Here is a 17,090-nt window from a genome sequence, read left to right on the forward strand (position 1 = left end):
TCGACACCTTCATGGCTGATCCTTCGCCATCGAGGTCACCGCGATTGCCGTGACAGCGACGGCGGCCCCGAAGAGCGATCCGATGGCGAACCCGAGCCAGAACATCATCGCAGCTTCCGCCGCGCTTCGACGATGTTGTGATTTTGCGCAAGCAGGCCGAACACCATCTGGTGCCCGTGGCGGGCGATGAGATCGCGCCAGTCGACCGGGAGCCGCGCGCGCAGGAACGCCACCGCCTGCGTTGACAGCGCTGAAGTGTCGCCGACCCTGCGCAGATAGTCACGGACGGCATCGACGGTGTCGAGCACTTCCTCTTTTTCGGAGGGATGGAGCCGGAAGACGATCTCTTCCAGAGCCCGGATGCGCGTCAAGGCGCGGTCGAGGTCGGCGCGCAGGGTGGTCGTGTCGTCCATGGAGCTGTCCTCTCACATGGTTAGCGAGTTGACCCGAAAGCTGCACTAAAACGCCCGGGACGTAAAGATTACGTTGGCAGGTTTGCGGAACTTTTTTTTGAGCCGCCGGTACCATGTGCGTCGGGAGACCCCGTCGGCTTTCCAGGGCTGAAGGGTGGCTTTCGAGGTCGACGAGCAGCGCCTGACCCGTTTCGGCCTTGGTGGCGGTGGAGTTGGCGGCGGATCGCCGCGCGTGGCGTAGGCGATGCGCTGCCGGGCGAGCAGCTGGTCGGAGAGGTTGGCGACGTCACCCATATTGGCTCGTTTCAGGTCTCGCAGGCCCCTGAGCTGATCGGCGGACATTGCTCTCTCACGATGGCTTGCACACTAGGGACGTGGCTTGTCGGCCACACGTCCGACCAAACCGAGACGGTGTGTCGGGATTCGCACAGACGCGCCAGCGCCATTTATTCAGCCTGTCGTCAATCGAAGCGGTGTGATCGGCGGATCAGCCCGGCGGTCTCCAAGGGCCGCCGGGTTTTTTTCCGGTCTGCCAGTGGCGAGGGGCTGACGGTGCTGTGTGAGTAGAGGCAAATGGGCATGGATAATGATCTTCATCTCAAAATTGCTGTCATCGCCCTTGGCACCTTTACGACCGTCTTGGCGATCAGGCTGATAATGTCTTTCTGAGTTTCCCTCAGTGGGCGGTGCGTGCTCGGCCGGAGACCGATCCGCGACTGCAGGAAGGATATCCCGCATTAAGGTTCTGCGAAAAGGCATTCGCGCGCATGCGCGCAAGCTTCACGTTGTAGGAGAGTAGTTTTCAGGAAACGCACAACGCCGAAACTTACCCGACATGGCGTTTGTCACTTCTGGGCCAGCTTGATCGTTGAGACGGGCCATTTCCCGGGATGACCAGCTACGGAAAGACGCAAACCGTGGGCTTCGTCCAAGTGTAATGCTTCGACGGTCCCCGCCTTGCCGTCCGTCAGCACGACTGCCTTGCCGATCAATTCTGACTCGGCTTTGTGATACTCCCGCAGGATAACGGTGGCATGCGCTTTAGCTAGAGGCATTGCCTTAAGGCATCTCGTTTTTGGTGCAAACTGCAAACGAGGGGAATTGAGCTGCGTTCCTATCATGAACAGCTCGTCCAGATCAGTACCATGCCTCCGCACCTTACCGTGCGGACAATCGCCGCCGGGAAAAATAGGAACCTCGTTTAGTTATGCCGGTTCTTCCCGCCAATGCCCACCATCTATTTCGACATTCTCAGTGATGCCGACACGATCATCGACGACGAGGGCGTCGAAGTGCCGGACACCTGCGTGGCCCCACAGATGGCTCTGGAATTGCTAGGTCAGGCGATTCTGGATGGATCGCGCCGTGGCACTGCGGGCGTCACCAAGGTCGAATTGCGAGATCAGAACGGGCCTTTTCTGCGCGTGTCAGCCGCTGTCGTGATCGAAAAACTGTAGCGCAGTCCCGGCAACTCGCGCCCCTAAACGGACATTCATTAATGAGCAATTTTCTACGTCATTCTTCACCCGATATGTCCGTCTTTCCGCGACGGGACGATTTGCTTAGTAGGACTGAGCAAACCTCGCCGGTCAACGACAGTGGATGGACCGGCTAACTGCTGCCAGTCGTATTCTTATGCGTCGCCGGCGCGGCCTCGGTTGTGTGGATCGGCGCCATCGGATGGGCCACTTGGCGCCTGATCAACTGGGTGATTTCATAAACCTGGCCAGCTAGTAACGATAGGCCGCGCCGCCATTCGGGAATAACCGGCAATACGCGCTGATTCGGCTGCGCCGAACGGCCTCAGCATCCGGTGCCAGCCCCGGCCATGCGCGAGGCCGTTTCCTTGTGGCGCTGCGAAAAGCAAAAACGCCGCCCGCTTAAATGGACCGCGGGCGGCGGCTTCCAGCCCCGGGAGGAATCAGCAAAATCCCGGATGTCCATTAAGAGATGGGCGACGAAAAGGTTCAGCCGCACGGGGCGTGTTTGTGGGGATGGCGGATTTGGAGCGGCGCTTGCCCCAAGACGGCGGGCGTCATTCGCGACTGCTCACGGGCGCATAGCGGGTCGTCTTGGCAGCGCTCTCAATGTTGTGGTTTTCGGCCTCTGCGGGAGTTTCGAACGGCACCGCTACGACTTCGCCGTTCGGTGCAATCATCACGGCTAGGTACGGGAGCCCCAGCTGGGGCGGATTGTAAACAACGAAAGTTATGCCTAACATTTTCATGGATCTCGCATCCGAGGCAACTGAGGCTTAGCGCTATCTTCCACGCGAAGCGATCTCCAGCTATTGGCCACTCGGCCGTATCCCTAGATCAAGGTGAAGGAACTCTTGCGAAACTTTTCGTCGTGCGGTCGCGCCTTTACAATTCCCAAAAAAGGCCTCAGCCCAAATGGGGGATGAGCTGAGGCCTAGAGGTTGCCCTCGGCGAGCATCGTCGAGGGCGTCGGGAAAACTTGGCAAGAGCCACGATGTTCCTGTTGGGGGAGCCACTGTGGAGCCCGCGGCCGGATTCGAACCGGCGACCGTCCACTTACAAAGCAGTCGCTCTACCACTGAGCTACGACGGGCGGAAAGTGAATAGAATGGGGATAGCGCAATTAGCGGTTGAGCTGGTGCGAGCTGGAAGGCTTGAATGAGCGCATTGATTCGCGGTCCACGCCTGACACCGGATGCTCGATGGCTGACACTAACAGCACTTCAATTCCGTTAAAAGATTTGGTCGTGATGATCCCGGCTGTTGGATCAGCGCTCGCATTGTGTTGGGAGGTCGGATCATTTCTGCCCGTGGGTGGCGCGGCTTTCTCCTACTTTTCGATCACGGAGCACATCGCGTTCGCTATGCCCGCGCTCCCGTTCGCGTTCCTGGTTTCGTCCGCTTCGTATGCAGGCTTTCTTACAAGGGACTGGAAAGGCGCCCGCAAGCTACCGGACTGGATTCTTCTTCTTGCTGTTTTCATCCTCACGGCCGCCTCCGCTTATGTGACCCGAACAGCGGTTTTTTCAGTGATGGCGCTTGCAGTCATCTTGCTCGCGCTTATCAGATTGGCGCCGACGCGCGAGGATCGAATAAAGGGTATGATGGCCACGGCTTGATGGGCTTGATGGGCTTGATGGCATTGGCCGTGGCCTAAGGCGTGGACTTCACGCGGGGAAGACTTAACAAGGAATCACTGGCCGAAATCGTCACCGCTGATGGGACTATTCGAGCCGTGATGTTTCGAACGGGAGAGCGCGGCGTCCTGCTTTACGACCAGCCACGCCACCGTTTCCAGTTTCTCAGATGGGACGCAATTCGCCGCGTCGATTGGGATCGCGCGCCGATCAGACCTGATCGGGCACTCGGAATGATGAACCTCCGAGACTGACGGTTTCACGAACCATGTCCCAACTAACAGCGAACTGCCTTGCTGTGCGCAGATCGCTGTTACGATCTACCTGTGGATCGTAGACAGGCTTTCAGCTCAACGCACTATGGGGGACAGGGGGAGCGCAGCGAAAGGCTGTTGAGAGCCTCGCTTAGAGGTCTCCATCATCCCACGCCTGGAAACCGCGCTCAACCAACCACGCCTTGCTCTTGCGCCGATAGTCGAGCGGCAGCGACTTCGCGGCCGTGATGGTCTTGTGCAGCGTCACCCACGCCACCTCATCCGACGGCGGCGGCTTCACACCGTACTCCCGCATGAACATCTTCATGGCCTCGATGCTGCCGGTGAGCAGCATGGCGTCGCGATCACGGGCGTACTTGCTTGGAAGGTCGTCAGGCTTCTGCATCGGTGCTGTCCTCACCGTTCATGTTCATTGCTTGGCGTGATCGCTGTTACTTCCGCAGCGATCCCTGTTAGTTTCAATCGGCGATCCATAGACGCAATTGTTTCTCCACGCCAATGAGGGGATGGGGAGCATTCCACGATGACTGGAAGATCAAAGAATGCTTCCAAGATAAAGAATGCTTTGCAACATCCCCTGATCCAACCAAACCCCGAACTTTCTGAGATTTGGCGCCGATCAGAGGCGACGACGCCCGGGCGACATTTCTGGATTTGGCGGTGACGTCGAGGGGGTTGTCAGGAAAAGCATGCTTCGGCCGGTTGATTTTCCCTCCCCCGGTGCCCCGGCCAGAGGGGCGCGGGGGCAGGCCCACCGCGACCAGGGCGCGAGGCGAGATCGCCCTGCCCGAGCCGCCCTCAACCCGAGCGAAATACCTACTCCCGGTGCGTAAGCACTGGCTGTCCCAGGTTGACGTTCGTCAGCCTGGGTCAGTTTCAGCCACTCGGACAGCCTGGACGTCGATGATCTCGCCATCTCCACCCGCTTTCTGGGCTGCAATGGCGTAGAGCTGGGCATCGGTGAGGGTTTCGACCTTGACGTTGTGGTCGTGCTGCACGTTGCGCACGTCACGCCACTGGTCAGGCGCGATGTTCTTGAGCGCGAAGATCGAGGCCATCGTCTCCGCGCCCTTGCGGCTGCGGATGAGCTTCGTCTCCCAGGCCAGCAGCTGCTTGGCGCGGGCGCGAGAGACCGCATCCGCAAACTCAGCGTGTTTCCGCATCCACTTGTAAACCGTGTCGACAGCCACACCGATGGTGCCCGCGAACGCCCCGACGCTGATGCCCTGCCCCATGGCCTCGATCACCATGTCGCAGTATTCGTCGCGGTACTCGCTCGGTCGTCCGCGCGTTTGCCCGTGCTGATACTGCGCCACCGCATAGGTGCGCTTAAACGGTGCCACGTCCGCTGTCCTCCTTGTTGCGCTTCTGCTCGCGCTCCAGGCGCGCCAGCTTGCTCTTCCACTTGCCCCTGACCTTGAGCCCCTGCTTCGGGATCACGAGCTTCGGCCGTCGCCTCGTCGTCTGATGCCTCATTGCGTCCGCTCCGCTGTCGCCCTGGCTGCTGCGTCGAGCTGCTCCTCGCCGCGGACGATCCGCGACCACAGCTCCAGTGCATCGTGAGCCCCTGCCAGCCCCGCTGAGCTGCCTGTCCGCTTCGCGGCTCCGATGTTCGGCTCGCTCTCGAACGCGCTCTGGACGCCCGCTGCTGCCTCACGGCGATGCCTTGCGCGGCGCGACGTCCCGGTCGCCCTGCCCCAGTAGCGCTCGCGGTCCGGGTGCCGCACCGTTCGGCTCATGCTGCTCTCCGATCAGGTCCGATTCGCGGACTAGTTATTTCGTTACAAGCGTATTTCTACGGCTTGCATGGTTGGCCTTAAAGGCCGATAAAGGACACGGCAGCAAGGGGAACACGTCATGAAGCCGATCATTTCCTACGTCCGCGTGTCGCGTGAAAGCCAGGGCCGCTCCGGTCTCGGCCTTGACGCCCAGCGGGCCGCCAATGAGCGGTTTGCCGCCGCCGAGGGTTACGAGATCGTCGCGGAATACATGGAGGTCGAGACCGCCAAGGGCGCCGACGCCCTGGAGCGTCGCCTGCAGCTCTCGGCCGCGCTGAAGCAGGCCAAGAAGGTCAAGTGCGCCGTGCTAGTCGCCAAGCTCGACCGCCTGTCGCGCGATGTTGCCTTCATCTCGGCGCTGATGGCGCAGCGCGTGCCGTTCGTCGTCGCCGCGCTGGGCCCGAACGTCGATCCGTTCATGTTGCACATCTACGCAGCCATCGCCGAGAAGGAGCGCAACGACATCGCCGCGCGCACCTCGGCCGCGCTCCAGGCCGCGAAGGCGCGCGGTCAGGTGCTGGGCAACGCCGCCCTGGCCAAAGCCAACGCCGACGAGGCGCGGGCCTTCGCCGAGAACCTGCGCGAGATCGTCGCGCCGCTGCTCGGCTTGTCCTCGCGCAAGATCGCCGCCGAGCTGAACGCCCGCGGCATCAAGTCTGTCACCGGCGGCGAGTGGCGCAGCTCAACCGTCGTCCGCCTCGTCAATCGCCTCCAGGGAGAGATCAATGTCGCCGAAGCAGCCTAAGCCGATGGATGGCGCGCAGCTCGATGCTGCGCTCACCCAGCTCTACGACAACCCGGCCAGCGTGCGCGCCCGCTCGCTCGCCTTCTCCGAGACCATCGGCTGCGGCGACCGGCAGGTGCGCAAGTGGATCACCGGGGAGGCCGAGGTGCCGCGCCACATCGCCATGCTCGTCAACCTAATGCTCGACACCAAGACCAAGCCCGCGGAGCTGCGCGCATGAGCTACGTCGGAATGAGCCTGACCAACTTCCTGTTGTGCGTCATCGCACTCTTGCTCTTCGCCATTGCCCTCAACTCCAAGCATATGGCCGACGACCTCGGCTGGCTGCGCAAGGCGATGAAGCGGTACAACAACGACCCGCTCTGAAAATGCCAAAGGCCCGAGGGTGACCTCGGGCCTTTTTCAATCCATCTGCCGAGCAACCTCGAGCGCGAGCAGAAGGCATACGGCGGATCGATAGCGAATTGATCGCGCAAATCGCCCCTTCGGTCAACCGCGCAGCGTCTCGAAAAACTTGGCCAGCCCCGCCCCTGCGCTCGACAGATATTCCGCGGCCCGCGACCGCGCGCGATACGGCGACTTGAACCCCATCGACATCCCGGTCTCCTGCAGCGCCCGGCCGAAGCACGCGACCTGATCGGCGACGAATGACGGGTTGAAGCCGATGGCCTGTTTGGCGGCGTAGTAGGTCCGCTTGTGGTCGAGCTGCGCCTCGCACCTCGCCAGTCCCGTCATGCTGCTGGGATCGAAGGCGTAGATGCGATTGAGGTCGACACTTCCGAGCGCCCCCTGGAGTCCGCCAGCGACCCAGTGCAGCGTGTAACGGCGCAGGGCACCGAGTATTCCTGCGCCGAGATGATCTGGCGCATCCAGCACCGCCCCAGCGCGTCGTCGAGCATGGTGATCTTGCGGGATGATCGCGCGCGCCCGACGACGGTGAAAAACTGTCCAGCCTTGGCGAGACGTTCGGGCGTTGGTCCTGCGTCGTCGAGCGGCCTGTCCATCAGCAATCTCCGGCGAGAATGCGTGGCACGCTATATCCACAGTTTCCACATCGGCAAGCCCTTCGCGCGCGCAGCTACAGAGAAGGTAGTAGTTATTAAAAGTGTAGGTGTAGGTGCTTGAGCCGGGCTTAAGCAAAAGGACAGCCGGGCTTAGGGCGTAACTCAGCAAGTCTGAGTTCGCGGAGCGTCCACGGTGGCCGGACCGGTTTGCTTCAGCGCGCACGGCCTAGTTTGAATTAAGTTTGCGTGACTTGATTTGGATCAAGGGTACACTCGCCGCGGGGGCGAACTAGCGTATTCATGACGCCGACCGATGAACGAGGTCCAGACAAGGAGACACCTTCTGACCCTTCGCGCCTTGAGGAGGCACGACGGGTCGTCGAGGAATACATGGAAAGTCTGCGGGAGATGATCAAGAAGCTTCGGCGCAAAATGAATTGAGGGTGCTGTCCGTCCTAAGCCAATGGCCAGTTGATCGGCGTCGTGCCCCACCACAACGAACGCGCGCGATGAAACTTCCGGAATGCCGTCCGAAGTTGCGGCGGATCGGCTGGGATTTGGAACAGGCCGAACGCTTACGCGGGAGATCGAACGGCTGGAACGCAAGCCCTGCGAAATCGACGAGGCCGCCTCACTTGGAGGCATCATTCCGTACATTGAACGTCAGCATGCGGCCCATCGCGTCATTTGGTGCGGCGCAGTCAAGTCGCTCAATGACTTTGAAGATCAAATGCGTGCAGTTGTTTCCGGTCTAGAATGTTGATTTCGCGCTGGTTGACGTCAGTGAACTCGAGTACGCCCGCCCGGCGCAGTCGCGACAATGCGCGGGAAACCGTTTCAATGGTCAGCCCAAGGTAGTCCGCAATATCACGGCGGGTCATTGGCAACGCCATCACGGCGGTAGCGGTGCTTCGCTGATCCATTTCCACTAAGAATGCCGCGACCCGTTCGACGGCATCCTTGCGACCCAGAAGAAGCATGTGATCTTCAGCGTGTTGCAGATTTTTCGTGGTTAGGCTGAGTAGCTCTCGCGCGAGGACGCTGTCGCTCTGAGCAGCCTCGTCAAGCCTTCGACGCATCAAGAGCCGAACGGTGGTCTGAACTACGGCTTCTGCTGTGAACCGGTGGAAATCACCGTTCACCAATCCAAAGATGTCCCCAGAGAGATGAAATGCGCCTATCTGTCGCCGCCCATCATTGAGCATTTTGTAGCTCCGAGCTGCTCCAAGCTTGATCTGGTATATGTACTCGGCAGGCTCTCCCTCGCCGAAGATTTCAGTGCCTTTTTTGTAGGTGAACTCGCTCAGGCAAACGAGCTGGTTCGAACTGCTCGATATACCGAGATCACCGAGCGTGGTTGGCTGATAAGTCCCATCGGTTGAAGTGCGCACAAACATTGGGCCCTCCATACATGCACTGCTCTCTTGATTTTAGAGCCTAGTTCGCGCCTATCCCTATGGTCATTGTACCAAAGGGCATATCCCAATTGCTGCGCCGTTTGAGAAGACCAGGAACTCTGGTAGCTACAAGTGTAGGCGTCATGGGCGCGCTCGCAGTTGCAATATGAGCACTGAAACTAGCATGGTCCGTAGGGGTAATACCCGCAGCGCGGCCTAGCAACCACCGCTCCTCCTACTACTGCTCCGCCCACTACCGCTCGCCGTGTGGTTCGACGTGCAACGCCAGCGACACTCACGGGGGTCAACGGTCGCCCCACGCGTGCTTGCGCGCTATCAACGGACAGCGAGAGGCCGTCATTTTTTGACCACCCAACTGAACCGGAGACCCCACATGCGACAACGGCGGCAACTAACAAAGCTCGTTTCAGGCCGATTTGTCTCATAACAATCTCCTTTCCCTGTTAGGGAAACGACTGTCCCTGACTAACCCCGCGAATACTTGATCTGTGTCAACGTTTCCCTCGTGCCGGGGCATGCAGACCGGTGCCTTCCGTTGAGGAGCCGAGCCGAAGGCGACTTCCGTTTCTGGCCCTTAGGAAAAGGCTGAGCCGATCTGGACGCCTGCTGCTGGCACTAGACCGGACGTGGGGCCGCCTTTGCCTCGACTGCCGCTTATGATCCGGAACGGACATTATGAACGTTTTGAAAGTAGTCGCGCCCAAGAGTTTCACCAACTCGGCGGGTTGCAGATATCAGCCCTGGCAGTCGTTCTGGCGCAAGTGTCTTCGTTCCATTGAATGGAACCATCGGCATTCTTCGAAGGTGCGCGAAACATTTTCGCACCCCTCTAACTTAAGTGGATTGTGGGGCCTAACCGAAAGGTCGCGATATGGAACCGACCAGTCGAATATCGGACCACATCGACCATAGGACTGCCCGGTCGGTCTGTGACGAGGTGTGTGACAGATTGCAACAGAACTTATCTCTTGAAGCCACGCCTCTGCCGCCCTACCTCGAACGTCTAGTCGATGAATTGCGCAAACAGGAGCGTCATCCAATTGATGGCGTCGCAGCGCCTGCTAACCGTTTCCTTCATGCGACGCGGCGGGTAGTCGCGGCCGTCTGAGCGCGTAAAGAAGAAGCCGTCGCGGCGCTTAACCCGGCGACGGCTTTTCGCTGACGCCATCAGGACGTGCTTGTTCAGTGAACGGTCAAGCGGCACTGCTTCCCCTGTTGGCCCTTAGCCGAACCATGCTGATCCTATTGTGATGTCGGCTATCGGCGGGAGACCGGACGCTGCTTGGGAGCACAAAGCGCGGACCGCGCGACTCCGATGGATTTGCGAGTAAACGCCTAAGCCGGGCTCACTTCTTCTTGGGGTGCCAGCGGTTCATCGCCGAGATGGTGCCGCCCTTCGATCCGGCTAGGGCGCGGCGTTTGGAGGTCTCCTGAATGCGCTGCCGCTCGTGCTCCAGGCGAGAGCTGCGCCAACCTTCATCGCAATCCTTCTGGAAGAACCGAAGCAAGGTCGCGCGGTTCGCGCGCCACTCGTCCGGCATCATGCGCGCGATGTTGGCGAGCTTCTCGTCGTCATCTGGCAGCGCGCCTGTCCTCCACGAGTGAAACAGTAGCATCAGGTAGGCCCCGTGCTGCACGGTGGAGAGGTGTCCGGTGTCGGCGAGATAATCACCAACGTGGATCGGGAACCAGGGGAGCCGCGACATCGATCACCCGCACCGTTGTCGACGACCCGTAAGACATGGGCCGTCCCTCCCGTTGATTATGAACTTTCGGCGATGCGCCAAGCCTGGAATTGGTTGTCGAGCCGGTGCCAGCGCTGACGCTCATCAGACCGGCCCGGCTTGCCGAGGTCGCTGCGGCTCGCGATGCCGCAGTGATGCCGCACGCAATCGGCCGCGTGCTGCTCGCACGTCACGTCCCTGTAGCGGTGCTCCTCCTCAAGGAAGCGCCAGAACACCGACTCCTTGCAGCGGATGCCCGCCTGCTTCGTAGGGCCGAGCGCAGCCCATCTGTCGCGCTCCCGGGGGGCGGCGCCCGTGTCGGCATCGCGGCTTCCGCCGAAGATGTCGGCCTGCTCCGGCTCCTGGCGCACGCCCGCTTGCGCGCTGTAATCTCGGCGCGAACCTCGCCGGACCTCCAGCCCGCGATCTCGTATTCAATGCCCGCGATCACCAGATAGCCGGTGACGTGCGCCGGCTGATCCGAGAAGAACAGCGCACCCTTCAGCTCTTTACTCATCACACTTTCCGGTGCAGGTGGGTGCGCCGTCCGTGCGACTTGCTTGCGGTCATCGGCGCTCTGCTGGGCAGCTCGACGAGCTGGCCGCGCTTCTTGGCGGCGTTCCAGCACGCGCCCCAGGCATTGCGGTGTGGCGGGATGCCCGTCCAGTCCTTGCGGATGTCCTCGCACTGCCAGGTCCAGCCAGACGGCAGATTGTCGATGAAGCGCGCGAACTGCTCCTTGAACGTCTCGTTGTGATCGATTACGAGCGCCATGCCCGCATCGCGCAACTCGCGCGACTTCTCCAGATCGAACTCAGACATCGAGCGCCTCCGCTTTGTGGCGCACCCGCGCCTTCAACATCTCGACCTCCTCGTTGCTGAGGTCGTAGTTGCGCCGCGCCGCCTTCTGCGCGTCGCTGTTCCACCATGTCAGCAGCTTGGTCTTGTCGGTGTAGTCGTCGATGGACGACTGGTAGTGCTGGAGGAACGAGGTCCGCTTCGCGGTCGCCTCGGCCTGCCGCCGCAGCTCGGACTCGTCGACGACGTTGCTCTGCGTCTTGTCGTACAGCGCGAGGCCGAACACGTTGCCGAAGGTCATGAAGGCGCGCTTCATCGCGTCGGTCTCGGCCTCCTTCAGCGCGCTCTCATGCGCGAGGCCCAGGTCGCGGTCGATGCCGTGGCCGGAGCCGCAGCCCTCGCGCACGATCCGGCCGATGGTGATGCGGACCCTGGCGTTGTAGGTCACACCATAGCCCGGCACCTTGTTCTCGCCGATCTCGCGCGCGGCTTCCGCCACGCACCTGATGTCGATGGTCTCGCGGGTCCAGCCGTCGAAGCCAAAGATGCGATTGGCCTCCGCAATGACGTGCCAGCCCTCGACATAGGAATAGGTCCGTCCGCCCTGCTTGCGCTCCTTGACCTGGGCGCGGTTGAGCGGCGCGTCGAGCGCGGCCTTGGTCTCCTGGTCGAACATCACTTCACCATCACCATGATCGAGGGCGGCGCGTTGGAGAGCTGCAGGCCGGGCAATTCGCGCCCGGCCTGCAGTGCCGCCTTGATCGCCGCGCGATCCGCCGTGCGCTTGATCTTCACGAATTCGTCCGGCAGCGCGTCGGCATCCGGCTCGCCAATCAGCTGTTGCGGATTGTTGCGCAAATAGACGGTCGCCTCCGGCAGCTCGACCTTGCGCAAGGCAGCGGCATTGAGGATCGACAGCATCAGCGAGCGCGTGAACTCCAGGCGGCGGCCGAACCGGTCAGCCCGCGCCTTCAGATTCTCCTGCTGCGTCTTGGTGGCGTCGCGCAGTGTGTGCGCATCCTCGCCCAGGCGGATCAGCGCGGTGAGCACGTCCGAGAGCGAGGTCTCGGCGTCAAGCATGTCCGCGCGCAGCACCTCGTCCTCGGCGATCTCGGGATAGTCGCGGGCCAGCTTCTCGATCTCCAGGCGCAGCGCGTCGACTTCATGCGGCTTCATCAGTGCTTTCCTTCTGCACGGTCGCTGAGGCGGGAGAGGTTGTCGCGCGCGTCCTCGATGGCCATGCGGAAGGAGGCGGCCTCCTGCGCGGTCATGTTCTCCGCGAGAAACTTGGCATCCATCGCCACACGCAACAGGCGCTGGCTGAGGTTGATCGGCGTGAGCTTAATGACGTTGTCAGCCATGCCACCCTCCCCTAGATGCCGCGCTGGTTCCACAGATGCGCGGGCGCGCTCGCCTTGCGACGGCGCAGCGCGCGCTGCATCACGACATAGGTCGAGGCCGGGAACGACTTGGCGCGGGTCGGCCAGTTATAGGCGGTCTTGTTCTTGGCCTGCGTCAGCTCGCAGACGCGCTCCAGGCCGCCGAGGTGTTCGACGACCTCGCGCGCCGTGGTCAGATACTTCATGGCGTGAACCTACAAAGGTGCCGTTAGGAGTAATATGTAGGCATAGGTTAGCGAACAAATTGCGGCTCGCAAGTGGCCACTGCGTTCGGGGCTTGATTTTTTTGCGCACAAGCTACAACCTGCTGAAGGCGCGCCCAATGCGGCTCGTGCAGAGGTTTTAAATTCCGGTCATCAATTGCGGGAATAGCGTCTTGGTCAGAAAGCTAGAGGGGCTGGACGATTTCGGCTTCGACACTGCAGCCTACAAAAAGCGGCTGCGGATGCTCAGGCAGATTGTCAGCGGGGAAAATCAACAGGATTTTGCGGCGCGCCTCGGCGTTGATCCCAAGCGCTGGAACAATTACGAACAGGGCTACCCGGTCCCCCGTCACGTCGCCATGATGATCATGAAGCAATTGGACGGCATGAGCATCGAGTGGCTCTGGTTCGGCAAGGTCGGCAATCTGTCGACCCACTATCTCGAACAGATCAGAGCCATCGAAGCGCTAGAGCGGCAGCAGGAGAAGACCCGCCAGCACATCTTGCAGAAAGTACCGGCAAAGCCTCTTCCCAAGCGAGCCACCGCGGCTCCGAAAGCCAAGAGCCGCGGGCGCAAGCGCTCCTAACCCGCCTGCCTGTCCAGCTTTTTCATCTCGTTCAACTGGGCTTCCTGGCTCGTCAGGATGGTCGGAGCCAACTGGCTCGCCCGTGAGAGCACTGCTGCGGCCTCGGTCACGTCCTTCGGCAACATGCAGACAATGTAAGTCGCCAATTCGATCCGCTTGTAGTCGGGATCAAACATGAGCATTCCACTTCCCCGCTACGCTGGGCAGCGCCACTTGCCCGATTTCTCGAACGATCCCCCAGAGCGGACGCAAGTGTAGGCCGTCGTGGGGAACTGTCACGCAGAATCTTTTCTCCGGTTGACCTGGCCTAATAGTTTTGCCTGCAATGATTCGATAGTAGCGCAATAACTCCTTGTCGAACGTACTATGTACTCCTAGGCTCCTCATCCTTTCCTCCAAGGATGAGAGCCAGCCCATGCATGATGCGCGACTTGCCCAACCGACCGACGGCCAGCGCGACCCCCTTGCCGCGGTCCGCGACCGGATTGATGCCGCGGCCCAGCTGAAACCGGCCGACCCTTCGGCCACGCCCGTCGCGCCGCCCGCCTACGGCGCACCGCAGCGCGACGCGATTTCCTCGGTCGTCGACAATGTCGTGCAGACCGTCTGCCTGCAGATAGCCGAGCTGCGCACCCAGCTCGACACGCTGGAGCGGCAGCTGCTGATCAGCGGCGCCGCCGCCAAGGACACGCTGAACCAGCAGGTGACAGTCTGCATGGAGGTCAACGAGCAGGCCAAGCAGCTCGCCACGGTCATCGGCGGCATCGCCCAGCGCGTGGTGCGGCCATGAACAGCGGCGGCCCGCCTGTCGCCAAGCGCGGCCGGGCGGTCATCAAGTATGGCTGAGCGCACCGAGGCCCCGTGGACCGACGCCCAGGTCGAGGCGCTCAACCGCTTCCAGGCGCTGCGCCTGTTCCACCCATTCACCTGCCCGAATCATCACGGCAGGCGCGACAGCGACCGCGCCCTCATCGCCACTCACCATGGCTGGCGCTGCCGCCATTGCACCTACACGCAAGCTTGGGCGCACCGCTGGATGCTCACCATCGCCGACGAGGCCGAGCGCCTCGACGACATGGTCCGCATCGGCGACATGCGCGCGCTGCGCAAACAGAAGAAGGGCGACAACAACAATGACTGACGTGCAGGACAACGTGCGCGAGATGCTCACCGCTGAGCAGGTGCTCGCCATGATCCCGGTTAGCCGCACGACGCTGTTCCGGCTGGAGCGGGACGGGCTGTTTCCGAAGGGACTGGCGGTGACCCCTCATCGCAAGCTCTGGTTCTGCGACGAGGTCATTGCTTGGCAGCGCGATCTGCAAGACCCCGTCTCAGCGCTGGCGCAGGCAATGTGCGCGCGCAGCGCGGCCATGAAGAAGAGGAAGCCGAAGCTGAGGGCGGTCTAGCTTTTTTCTATGTCTGTCCCTGTCGGATTAGCCCGACGTTAGCCCGAGCAATCGGGCTATTTTTTTCCGTAGCTTTTACAGTTGCTTAGTGTGCTTGACTTCATTGGTGCAGAGAATGCGCATGCCGGGGGTCGATTCCTGAAGCGGGTCTGAACCGTCTTATCCGGCCGGGGCCGATCAGGCAAACCGGCCGACTGGGGCCGGCGGCGGGTTCCCGGCCTGGTCCTGCTACCTGCGGATCCGCCATTGCGGCAGGAAGCGCGCGAGCCTGCCTTCCGCACGCAGCTTCATCGCCGGCACCACCAGGCTCACGACCGGGGCCTCGATCACCCCGAGCGCCTTCATTTGCGCGAGGATCGGGTCCGGCTCCGGCGTCTGCTGAAAGCGTTCGCGCGCCACGGTCAGCGCCTTGTCGAAATCCGCAGCATTCACGCCGGGCTTGGCCCGCCGGCTGCACACGAGATCGTCATCCCAGAGCCGCGCGATCGCGATGTCGAGCACACCACGCAGACGCTGATCGACAGCCTGGATACCGGCACCTGTCACCGCCCATTGTCTGCCGACCCAGAAGATGTCGCGGTGCAAGGCCATGAACAGTGAGTTCGTGTTGTCGGGTGGCCGGCAGAATAACCAGCCGCCCGATCTTCGCAACCAAACGTTTCTGCGTGACAGCCGGGCAGCACGCCCTGAACTCCCGTTCCGATAGAATCGGAACGTGAGTCCAGATTTTTATCTTGTTTGAGGTGTTTTCTTGACGCGAACCGGTATCGACTTCGCTCGAAAACGCGCTACTCGCGCGCGACCACCTTCAGCCCGCCCATATAGGGCTGGAGCACGTCGGGGACTGCGATCGAGCCGTCCTCCTGTTGATAAGTCTCCATCACGGCGATCAGTGCGCGGCCGAGCGCGGTGCCGGAGCCGTTCAGCGTGTGCACGAATCGTGGCTTGCCGTCCGGACCGCGCGAGCGGGCGTCCATGCGGCGGGCCTGGAAGTCACCGCAGACCGAGCAACTCGAGATCTCGCGGAACGCGCCGCCCTCGCCCTGCCCGGGCATCCAGACCTCGATGTCATAGGTCTTTTGCGACGAAAAGCCCATGTCTCCGGTGCAAAGCGTCATCACACGGTAATGCAGATCGAGCCGGCGCAGCACTTCCTCGGCACATGCCAGCATCCGCTCATGCTCGTCCTTGCTGGTCTCCGGCGTCGTGATCGACACCAGCTCCACCTTGGTGAACTGGTGCTGGCGGATCATGCCTCGGGTATCACGTCCTGCGGCGCCCGCCTCCGCGCGAAAACACGGCGTCAGCGCAGTCAACCGCATCGGCAGCTGCTTCTCATCGAGGATGGATTCTCGAACGAGGTTGGTGAGCGCCACCTCCGCTGTCGGAATGATGCCGAGACGCTCGGTCCGCAGCCGCTCCAGATCGGGTGCGGCGAGCAATTCGCCCTTGATCGCCCAGAACTGGTCGTCCTCGAATTTCGGCAATTGTCCCGTACCGAACATGATCTCGTTGCGGACCAGCAGTGGCGGATTGATCTCGGTATAGCCGTGCTCGTCGATGTGCAGATTCAGCATGAACTGGCCGAGCGCGCGTTCGAGCCGCGCCAGCCCCTTCTTCAGCACGACGAAGCGCGCGCCGGAGAGCTTTGCCGCCGTCTCGAAATCCATGTCACCGAGCGCGCCGCCGAGATCATCATGGGGCTTGGGCGCAAACGCGTAGTTGCGCCGGTTGCCGAAGACATGGCGTTGCACATTGCCGTGCTCGTCGACGCCGTCGGGCACTTCGCCGAGCGGCAGATTGGGGATCGCCGACAGCGCCGTGGCGAGCTCCTCGTCGGCGGCTTTCGCAACGGCTTCGAGCTGCGGCATCGTGGTCTTGAGCTCGGCGACCTCCGCCATGAGCTTGGCGGCGCGCGCGTCATCCTTGGCCTTCTTGGCGTCGCCGATCTCCTTGGAGGCCGCATTGCGCCGCGCCTGCGCCTGCTCCGAGGCCAGGATTGCCGCCCGCCGCTTCTCGTCGATCGCGAGCAGCGAGCCCGACAACGGCTTCAGGCCCCGGCGGGCAAGGCCGGTGTCGAAGGCTTGCGGATTGTCGCGGATCGATTTGATGTCGTGCATGGCCGTGGTCCTGGGGCTTGTTGCAAGCTTGCAAATTGAAGGTTTGCAAGATTGCAAATGGCTGGCTCCCCCTAGCACAGCTGTCATCGCCCGCGAAAGCCGGC

29 protein-coding genes and 1 tRNA gene are annotated in these 17,090 nt (G+C 61.6%); 9 read left to right on the forward strand and 21 right to left on the reverse strand.

What is annotated here, in order from left to right:
* Positions 1 to 104 precede the first annotated feature (104 nt).
* The 3 genes from AC5ZFO_RS21040 to AC5ZFO_RS21050 all read right to left on the reverse strand — a co-directional run bounded on the left by AC5ZFO_RS21040 (position 105) and on the right by AC5ZFO_RS21050 (position 1,468).
* The gene (locus tag AC5ZFO_RS21040; protein WP_496122465.1) at positions 105 to 413 is read right to left on the reverse strand and encodes a hypothetical protein; all 309 of its coding nucleotides are present in this window, start codon (positions 411 to 413) and stop codon (positions 105 to 107) included.
* 45 nt (positions 414 to 458) lie between these two features.
* Positions 459 to 755, reverse strand: a complete 297-nt coding sequence (locus AC5ZFO_RS21045; RefSeq protein WP_496122466.1) for a hypothetical protein — start codon at positions 753 to 755, stop codon at positions 459 to 461.
* Positions 756 to 1,258: 503 nt separating this feature from the next.
* The gene (locus AC5ZFO_RS21050; RefSeq protein ID WP_496122496.1) at positions 1,259 to 1,468 is read right to left on the reverse strand and encodes a PRC-barrel domain-containing protein; all 210 of its coding nucleotides are present in this window, start codon (positions 1,466 to 1,468) and stop codon (positions 1,259 to 1,261) included.
* Positions 1,469 to 1,639: 171 nt separating this feature from the next.
* Between AC5ZFO_RS21050 and AC5ZFO_RS21055 the strand changes: the two genes are divergently transcribed.
* A complete protein-coding gene (locus AC5ZFO_RS21055) occupies positions 1,640 to 1,870 on the forward strand; it encodes a DUF6894 family protein (RefSeq protein ID WP_496122467.1) in 231 nt (76 codons plus the stop codon).
* A gap of 1,039 nt (positions 1,871 to 2,909) precedes the next feature.
* On the opposite strand, the gene AC5ZFO_RS21060 is transcribed toward AC5ZFO_RS21055, so the two are convergent.
* Positions 2,910 to 2,985 (reverse strand) — tRNA-Thr (locus AC5ZFO_RS21060).
* A gap of 108 nt (positions 2,986 to 3,093) precedes the next feature.
* Here AC5ZFO_RS21060 and AC5ZFO_RS21065 point away from each other — a divergent pair.
* Positions 3,094 to 3,510: a hypothetical protein gene (locus AC5ZFO_RS21065; RefSeq protein ID WP_496122468.1), complete on the forward strand. Its 417-nt coding sequence runs from the start codon at positions 3,094 to 3,096 to the stop codon at positions 3,508 to 3,510.
* Positions 3,511 to 3,933: 423 nt separating this feature from the next.
* Here the strand turns inward: AC5ZFO_RS21065 and AC5ZFO_RS21070 are convergent, their stop codons facing one another.
* From AC5ZFO_RS21070 to AC5ZFO_RS21085, 4 genes are all read right to left on the reverse strand, one after another.
* Complete coding sequence (locus tag AC5ZFO_RS21070) at positions 3,934 to 4,188, reverse strand: hypothetical protein (protein WP_496122469.1); 255 nt, start codon at positions 4,186 to 4,188, stop codon at positions 3,934 to 3,936.
* 475 nt (positions 4,189 to 4,663) lie between these two features.
* On the reverse strand, positions 4,664 to 5,146 hold the full coding sequence (locus AC5ZFO_RS21075; RefSeq protein ID WP_496122470.1) for a hypothetical protein: 483 nt from the start codon (positions 5,144 to 5,146) through the stop codon (positions 4,664 to 4,666).
* Positions 5,133 to 5,279: a hypothetical protein gene (locus AC5ZFO_RS21080; RefSeq protein ID WP_496122471.1), complete on the reverse strand. Its 147-nt coding sequence runs from the start codon at positions 5,277 to 5,279 to the stop codon at positions 5,133 to 5,135. The genes AC5ZFO_RS21075 and AC5ZFO_RS21080 overlap by 14 nt, the downstream gene beginning before the upstream one ends.
* Complete coding sequence (locus AC5ZFO_RS21085; RefSeq protein ID WP_496122472.1) at positions 5,276 to 5,542, reverse strand: hypothetical protein; 267 nt, start codon at positions 5,540 to 5,542, stop codon at positions 5,276 to 5,278. The genes AC5ZFO_RS21080 and AC5ZFO_RS21085 overlap by 4 nt, the downstream gene beginning before the upstream one ends.
* 118 nt (positions 5,543 to 5,660) lie before the next feature.
* Between AC5ZFO_RS21085 and AC5ZFO_RS21090 the strand changes: the two genes are divergently transcribed.
* Genes AC5ZFO_RS21090 through AC5ZFO_RS21100 form a run of 3 tightly spaced genes read left to right on the forward strand, consistent with a single transcriptional unit; the run spans position 5,661 to position 6,692 of the window.
* Positions 5,661 to 6,326, forward strand: a complete 666-nt coding sequence (locus AC5ZFO_RS21090; protein WP_496122473.1) for a recombinase family protein — start codon at positions 5,661 to 5,663, stop codon at positions 6,324 to 6,326.
* Complete coding sequence (locus AC5ZFO_RS21095; protein ID WP_496122474.1) at positions 6,307 to 6,546, forward strand: hypothetical protein; 240 nt, start codon at positions 6,307 to 6,309, stop codon at positions 6,544 to 6,546. The genes AC5ZFO_RS21090 and AC5ZFO_RS21095 overlap by 20 nt, the downstream gene beginning before the upstream one ends.
* Positions 6,543 to 6,692 (forward strand): hypothetical protein, encoded by a 150-nt coding sequence (locus AC5ZFO_RS21100; RefSeq protein ID WP_496122475.1) that lies wholly within the window; start codon positions 6,543 to 6,545, stop codon positions 6,690 to 6,692. The genes AC5ZFO_RS21095 and AC5ZFO_RS21100 overlap by 4 nt, the downstream gene beginning before the upstream one ends.
* Before the next feature lie 123 nt (positions 6,693 to 6,815).
* Here the strand turns inward: AC5ZFO_RS21100 and AC5ZFO_RS21105 are convergent, their stop codons facing one another.
* The 10 genes from AC5ZFO_RS21105 to AC5ZFO_RS21150 all read right to left on the reverse strand — a co-directional run bounded on the left by AC5ZFO_RS21105 (position 6,816) and on the right by AC5ZFO_RS21150 (position 12,855).
* Positions 6,816 to 7,202 (reverse strand): hypothetical protein, encoded by a 387-nt coding sequence (locus AC5ZFO_RS21105; protein WP_496122476.1) that lies wholly within the window; start codon positions 7,200 to 7,202, stop codon positions 6,816 to 6,818.
* A gap of 838 nt (positions 7,203 to 8,040) precedes the next feature.
* Positions 8,041 to 8,727, reverse strand: a complete 687-nt coding sequence (locus AC5ZFO_RS21110) for a helix-turn-helix domain-containing protein (protein ID WP_282523211.1) — start codon at positions 8,725 to 8,727, stop codon at positions 8,041 to 8,043.
* Between the two features lie 1,024 nt (positions 8,728 to 9,751).
* The gene (locus AC5ZFO_RS21115; RefSeq protein WP_496122477.1) at positions 9,752 to 9,952 is read right to left on the reverse strand and encodes a hypothetical protein; all 201 of its coding nucleotides are present in this window, start codon (positions 9,950 to 9,952) and stop codon (positions 9,752 to 9,754) included.
* A gap of 142 nt (positions 9,953 to 10,094) precedes the next feature.
* A complete protein-coding gene (locus tag AC5ZFO_RS21120; RefSeq protein ID WP_496122478.1) occupies positions 10,095 to 10,454 on the reverse strand; it encodes a YdaU family protein in 360 nt (119 codons plus the stop codon).
* A 56-nt stretch (positions 10,455 to 10,510) separates the two neighbouring features.
* Positions 10,511 to 10,843, reverse strand: coding sequence for a hypothetical protein (locus AC5ZFO_RS21125; protein WP_496122479.1), 333 nt, complete (start codon positions 10,841 to 10,843; stop codon positions 10,511 to 10,513).
* Between the two features lie 145 nt (positions 10,844 to 10,988).
* Positions 10,989 to 11,294 (reverse strand): hypothetical protein, encoded by a 306-nt coding sequence (locus AC5ZFO_RS21130; RefSeq protein ID WP_496122480.1) that lies wholly within the window; start codon positions 11,292 to 11,294, stop codon positions 10,989 to 10,991.
* Entirely contained in the window at positions 11,287 to 11,946 is a 660-nt protein-coding gene (locus tag AC5ZFO_RS21135) for an RAD52 family DNA repair protein (protein ID WP_496122481.1), read from the reverse strand. The genes AC5ZFO_RS21130 and AC5ZFO_RS21135 overlap by 8 nt, the downstream gene beginning before the upstream one ends.
* Positions 11,946 to 12,446, reverse strand: a complete 501-nt coding sequence (locus AC5ZFO_RS21140; protein ID WP_496122482.1) for a siphovirus Gp157 family protein — start codon at positions 12,444 to 12,446, stop codon at positions 11,946 to 11,948. The genes AC5ZFO_RS21135 and AC5ZFO_RS21140 overlap by 1 nt, the downstream gene beginning before the upstream one ends.
* Positions 12,446 to 12,631, reverse strand: a complete 186-nt coding sequence (locus AC5ZFO_RS21145; protein ID WP_496122483.1) for a hypothetical protein — start codon at positions 12,629 to 12,631, stop codon at positions 12,446 to 12,448. The genes AC5ZFO_RS21140 and AC5ZFO_RS21145 overlap by 1 nt, the downstream gene beginning before the upstream one ends.
* 11 nt (positions 12,632 to 12,642) lie before the next feature.
* On the reverse strand, positions 12,643 to 12,855 hold the full coding sequence (locus AC5ZFO_RS21150) for a hypothetical protein (RefSeq protein WP_496122484.1): 213 nt from the start codon (positions 12,853 to 12,855) through the stop codon (positions 12,643 to 12,645).
* A 191-nt stretch (positions 12,856 to 13,046) separates the two neighbouring features.
* Here AC5ZFO_RS21150 and AC5ZFO_RS21155 point away from each other — a divergent pair, with 191 nt between their 5' ends.
* Positions 13,047 to 13,460, forward strand: a complete 414-nt coding sequence (locus tag AC5ZFO_RS21155; RefSeq protein ID WP_496122485.1) for a hypothetical protein — start codon at positions 13,047 to 13,049, stop codon at positions 13,458 to 13,460.
* Here the strand turns inward: AC5ZFO_RS21155 and AC5ZFO_RS21160 are convergent.
* Positions 13,457 to 13,636 (reverse strand): hypothetical protein, encoded by a 180-nt coding sequence (locus AC5ZFO_RS21160; protein WP_496122486.1) that lies wholly within the window; start codon positions 13,634 to 13,636, stop codon positions 13,457 to 13,459. The genes AC5ZFO_RS21155 and AC5ZFO_RS21160 overlap by 4 nt on opposite strands.
* Before the next feature lie 239 nt (positions 13,637 to 13,875).
* Between AC5ZFO_RS21160 and AC5ZFO_RS21165 the strand changes: the two genes are divergently transcribed.
* From AC5ZFO_RS21165 to AC5ZFO_RS21175, 3 genes are read left to right on the forward strand one after another with little or no spacing between them, the layout of a single operon-like run.
* Positions 13,876 to 14,250, forward strand: coding sequence for a hypothetical protein (locus tag AC5ZFO_RS21165; protein ID WP_496122487.1), 375 nt, complete (start codon positions 13,876 to 13,878; stop codon positions 14,248 to 14,250).
* Between the two features lie 48 nt (positions 14,251 to 14,298).
* Positions 14,299 to 14,601, forward strand: coding sequence for a hypothetical protein (locus tag AC5ZFO_RS21170; protein WP_496122488.1), 303 nt, complete (start codon positions 14,299 to 14,301; stop codon positions 14,599 to 14,601).
* Positions 14,594 to 14,866 (forward strand): helix-turn-helix transcriptional regulator, encoded by a 273-nt coding sequence (locus tag AC5ZFO_RS21175; protein WP_496122489.1) that lies wholly within the window; start codon positions 14,594 to 14,596, stop codon positions 14,864 to 14,866. The genes AC5ZFO_RS21170 and AC5ZFO_RS21175 overlap by 8 nt, the downstream gene beginning before the upstream one ends.
* Before the next feature lie 228 nt (positions 14,867 to 15,094).
* On the opposite strand, the gene AC5ZFO_RS21180 is transcribed toward AC5ZFO_RS21175, so the two are convergent.
* Positions 15,095 to 15,457 carry a hypothetical protein gene (locus AC5ZFO_RS21180; RefSeq protein ID WP_496122490.1) on the reverse strand — a complete coding sequence of 121 codons (363 nt, stop codon included), beginning with the start codon at positions 15,455 to 15,457 and terminating at the stop codon, positions 15,095 to 15,097.
* Positions 15,458 to 15,654: 197 nt separating this feature from the next.
* Positions 15,655 to 16,986, reverse strand: a complete 1,332-nt coding sequence (serS, locus tag AC5ZFO_RS21185) for a serine--tRNA ligase (RefSeq protein ID WP_282518987.1) — start codon at positions 16,984 to 16,986, stop codon at positions 15,655 to 15,657.
* Positions 16,987 to 17,090: the final 104 nt, after the last annotated feature.

The sequence above is a fragment of the Bradyrhizobium sp. Unk1 genome, from assembly GCF_059512345.1.

Coding starts and splice junctions, on each gene's coding strand:
- AC5ZFO_RS21040 (WP_496122465.1), bottom strand. CDS start 413: ATGGACGACACGACCACCCTGCGCGCCGACCTCGACCGCGCCTTGACG.
- AC5ZFO_RS21045 (WP_496122466.1), bottom strand. CDS start 755: ATGTCCGCCGATCAGCTCAGGGGCCTGCGAGACCTGAAACGAGCCAAT.
- AC5ZFO_RS21050 (WP_496122496.1), bottom strand. CDS start 1,468: ATGCCTCTAGCTAAAGCGCATGCCACCGTTATCCTGCGGGAGTATCAC.
- AC5ZFO_RS21055 (WP_496122467.1), top strand. CDS start 1,640: ATGCCCACCATCTATTTCGACATTCTCAGTGATGCCGACACGATCATC.
- AC5ZFO_RS21065 (WP_496122468.1), top strand. CDS start 3,094: ATGGCTGACACTAACAGCACTTCAATTCCGTTAAAAGATTTGGTCGTG.
- AC5ZFO_RS21070 (WP_496122469.1), bottom strand. CDS start 4,188: ATGCAGAAGCCTGACGACCTTCCAAGCAAGTACGCCCGTGATCGCGAC.
- AC5ZFO_RS21080 (WP_496122471.1), bottom strand. CDS start 5,279: ATGAGGCATCAGACGACGAGGCGACGGCCGAAGCTCGTGATCCCGAAG.
- AC5ZFO_RS21085 (WP_496122472.1), bottom strand. CDS start 5,542: ATGAGCCGAACGGTGCGGCACCCGGACCGCGAGCGCTACTGGGGCAGG.
- AC5ZFO_RS21090 (WP_496122473.1), top strand. CDS start 5,661: ATGAAGCCGATCATTTCCTACGTCCGCGTGTCGCGTGAAAGCCAGGGC.
- AC5ZFO_RS21095 (WP_496122474.1), top strand. CDS start 6,307: ATGTCGCCGAAGCAGCCTAAGCCGATGGATGGCGCGCAGCTCGATGCT.
- AC5ZFO_RS21100 (WP_496122475.1), top strand. CDS start 6,543: ATGAGCTACGTCGGAATGAGCCTGACCAACTTCCTGTTGTGCGTCATC.
- AC5ZFO_RS21110 (WP_282523211.1), bottom strand. CDS start 8,727: ATGTTTGTGCGCACTTCAACCGATGGGACTTATCAGCCAACCACGCTC.
- AC5ZFO_RS21120 (WP_496122478.1), bottom strand. CDS start 10,454: ATGTCGCGGCTCCCCTGGTTCCCGATCCACGTTGGTGATTATCTCGCC.
- AC5ZFO_RS21130 (WP_496122480.1), bottom strand. CDS start 11,294: ATGTCTGAGTTCGATCTGGAGAAGTCGCGCGAGTTGCGCGATGCGGGC.
- AC5ZFO_RS21135 (WP_496122481.1), bottom strand. CDS start 11,946: ATGTTCGACCAGGAGACCAAGGCCGCGCTCGACGCGCCGCTCAACCGC.
- AC5ZFO_RS21140 (WP_496122482.1), bottom strand. CDS start 12,446: ATGAAGCCGCATGAAGTCGACGCGCTGCGCCTGGAGATCGAGAAGCTG.
- AC5ZFO_RS21145 (WP_496122483.1), bottom strand. CDS start 12,631: ATGGCTGACAACGTCATTAAGCTCACGCCGATCAACCTCAGCCAGCGC.
- AC5ZFO_RS21150 (WP_496122484.1), bottom strand. CDS start 12,855: ATGAAGTATCTGACCACGGCGCGCGAGGTCGTCGAACACCTCGGCGGC.
- AC5ZFO_RS21160 (WP_496122486.1), bottom strand. CDS start 13,636: ATGTTTGATCCCGACTACAAGCGGATCGAATTGGCGACTTACATTGTC.
- AC5ZFO_RS21165 (WP_496122487.1), top strand. CDS start 13,876: ATGCATGATGCGCGACTTGCCCAACCGACCGACGGCCAGCGCGACCCC.
- AC5ZFO_RS21170 (WP_496122488.1), top strand. CDS start 14,299: ATGGCTGAGCGCACCGAGGCCCCGTGGACCGACGCCCAGGTCGAGGCG.
- AC5ZFO_RS21175 (WP_496122489.1), top strand. CDS start 14,594: ATGACTGACGTGCAGGACAACGTGCGCGAGATGCTCACCGCTGAGCAG.
- AC5ZFO_RS21180 (WP_496122490.1), bottom strand. CDS start 15,457: ATGGCCTTGCACCGCGACATCTTCTGGGTCGGCAGACAATGGGCGGTG.
- serS (WP_282518987.1), bottom strand. CDS start 16,986: ATGCACGACATCAAATCGATCCGCGACAATCCGCAAGCCTTCGACACC.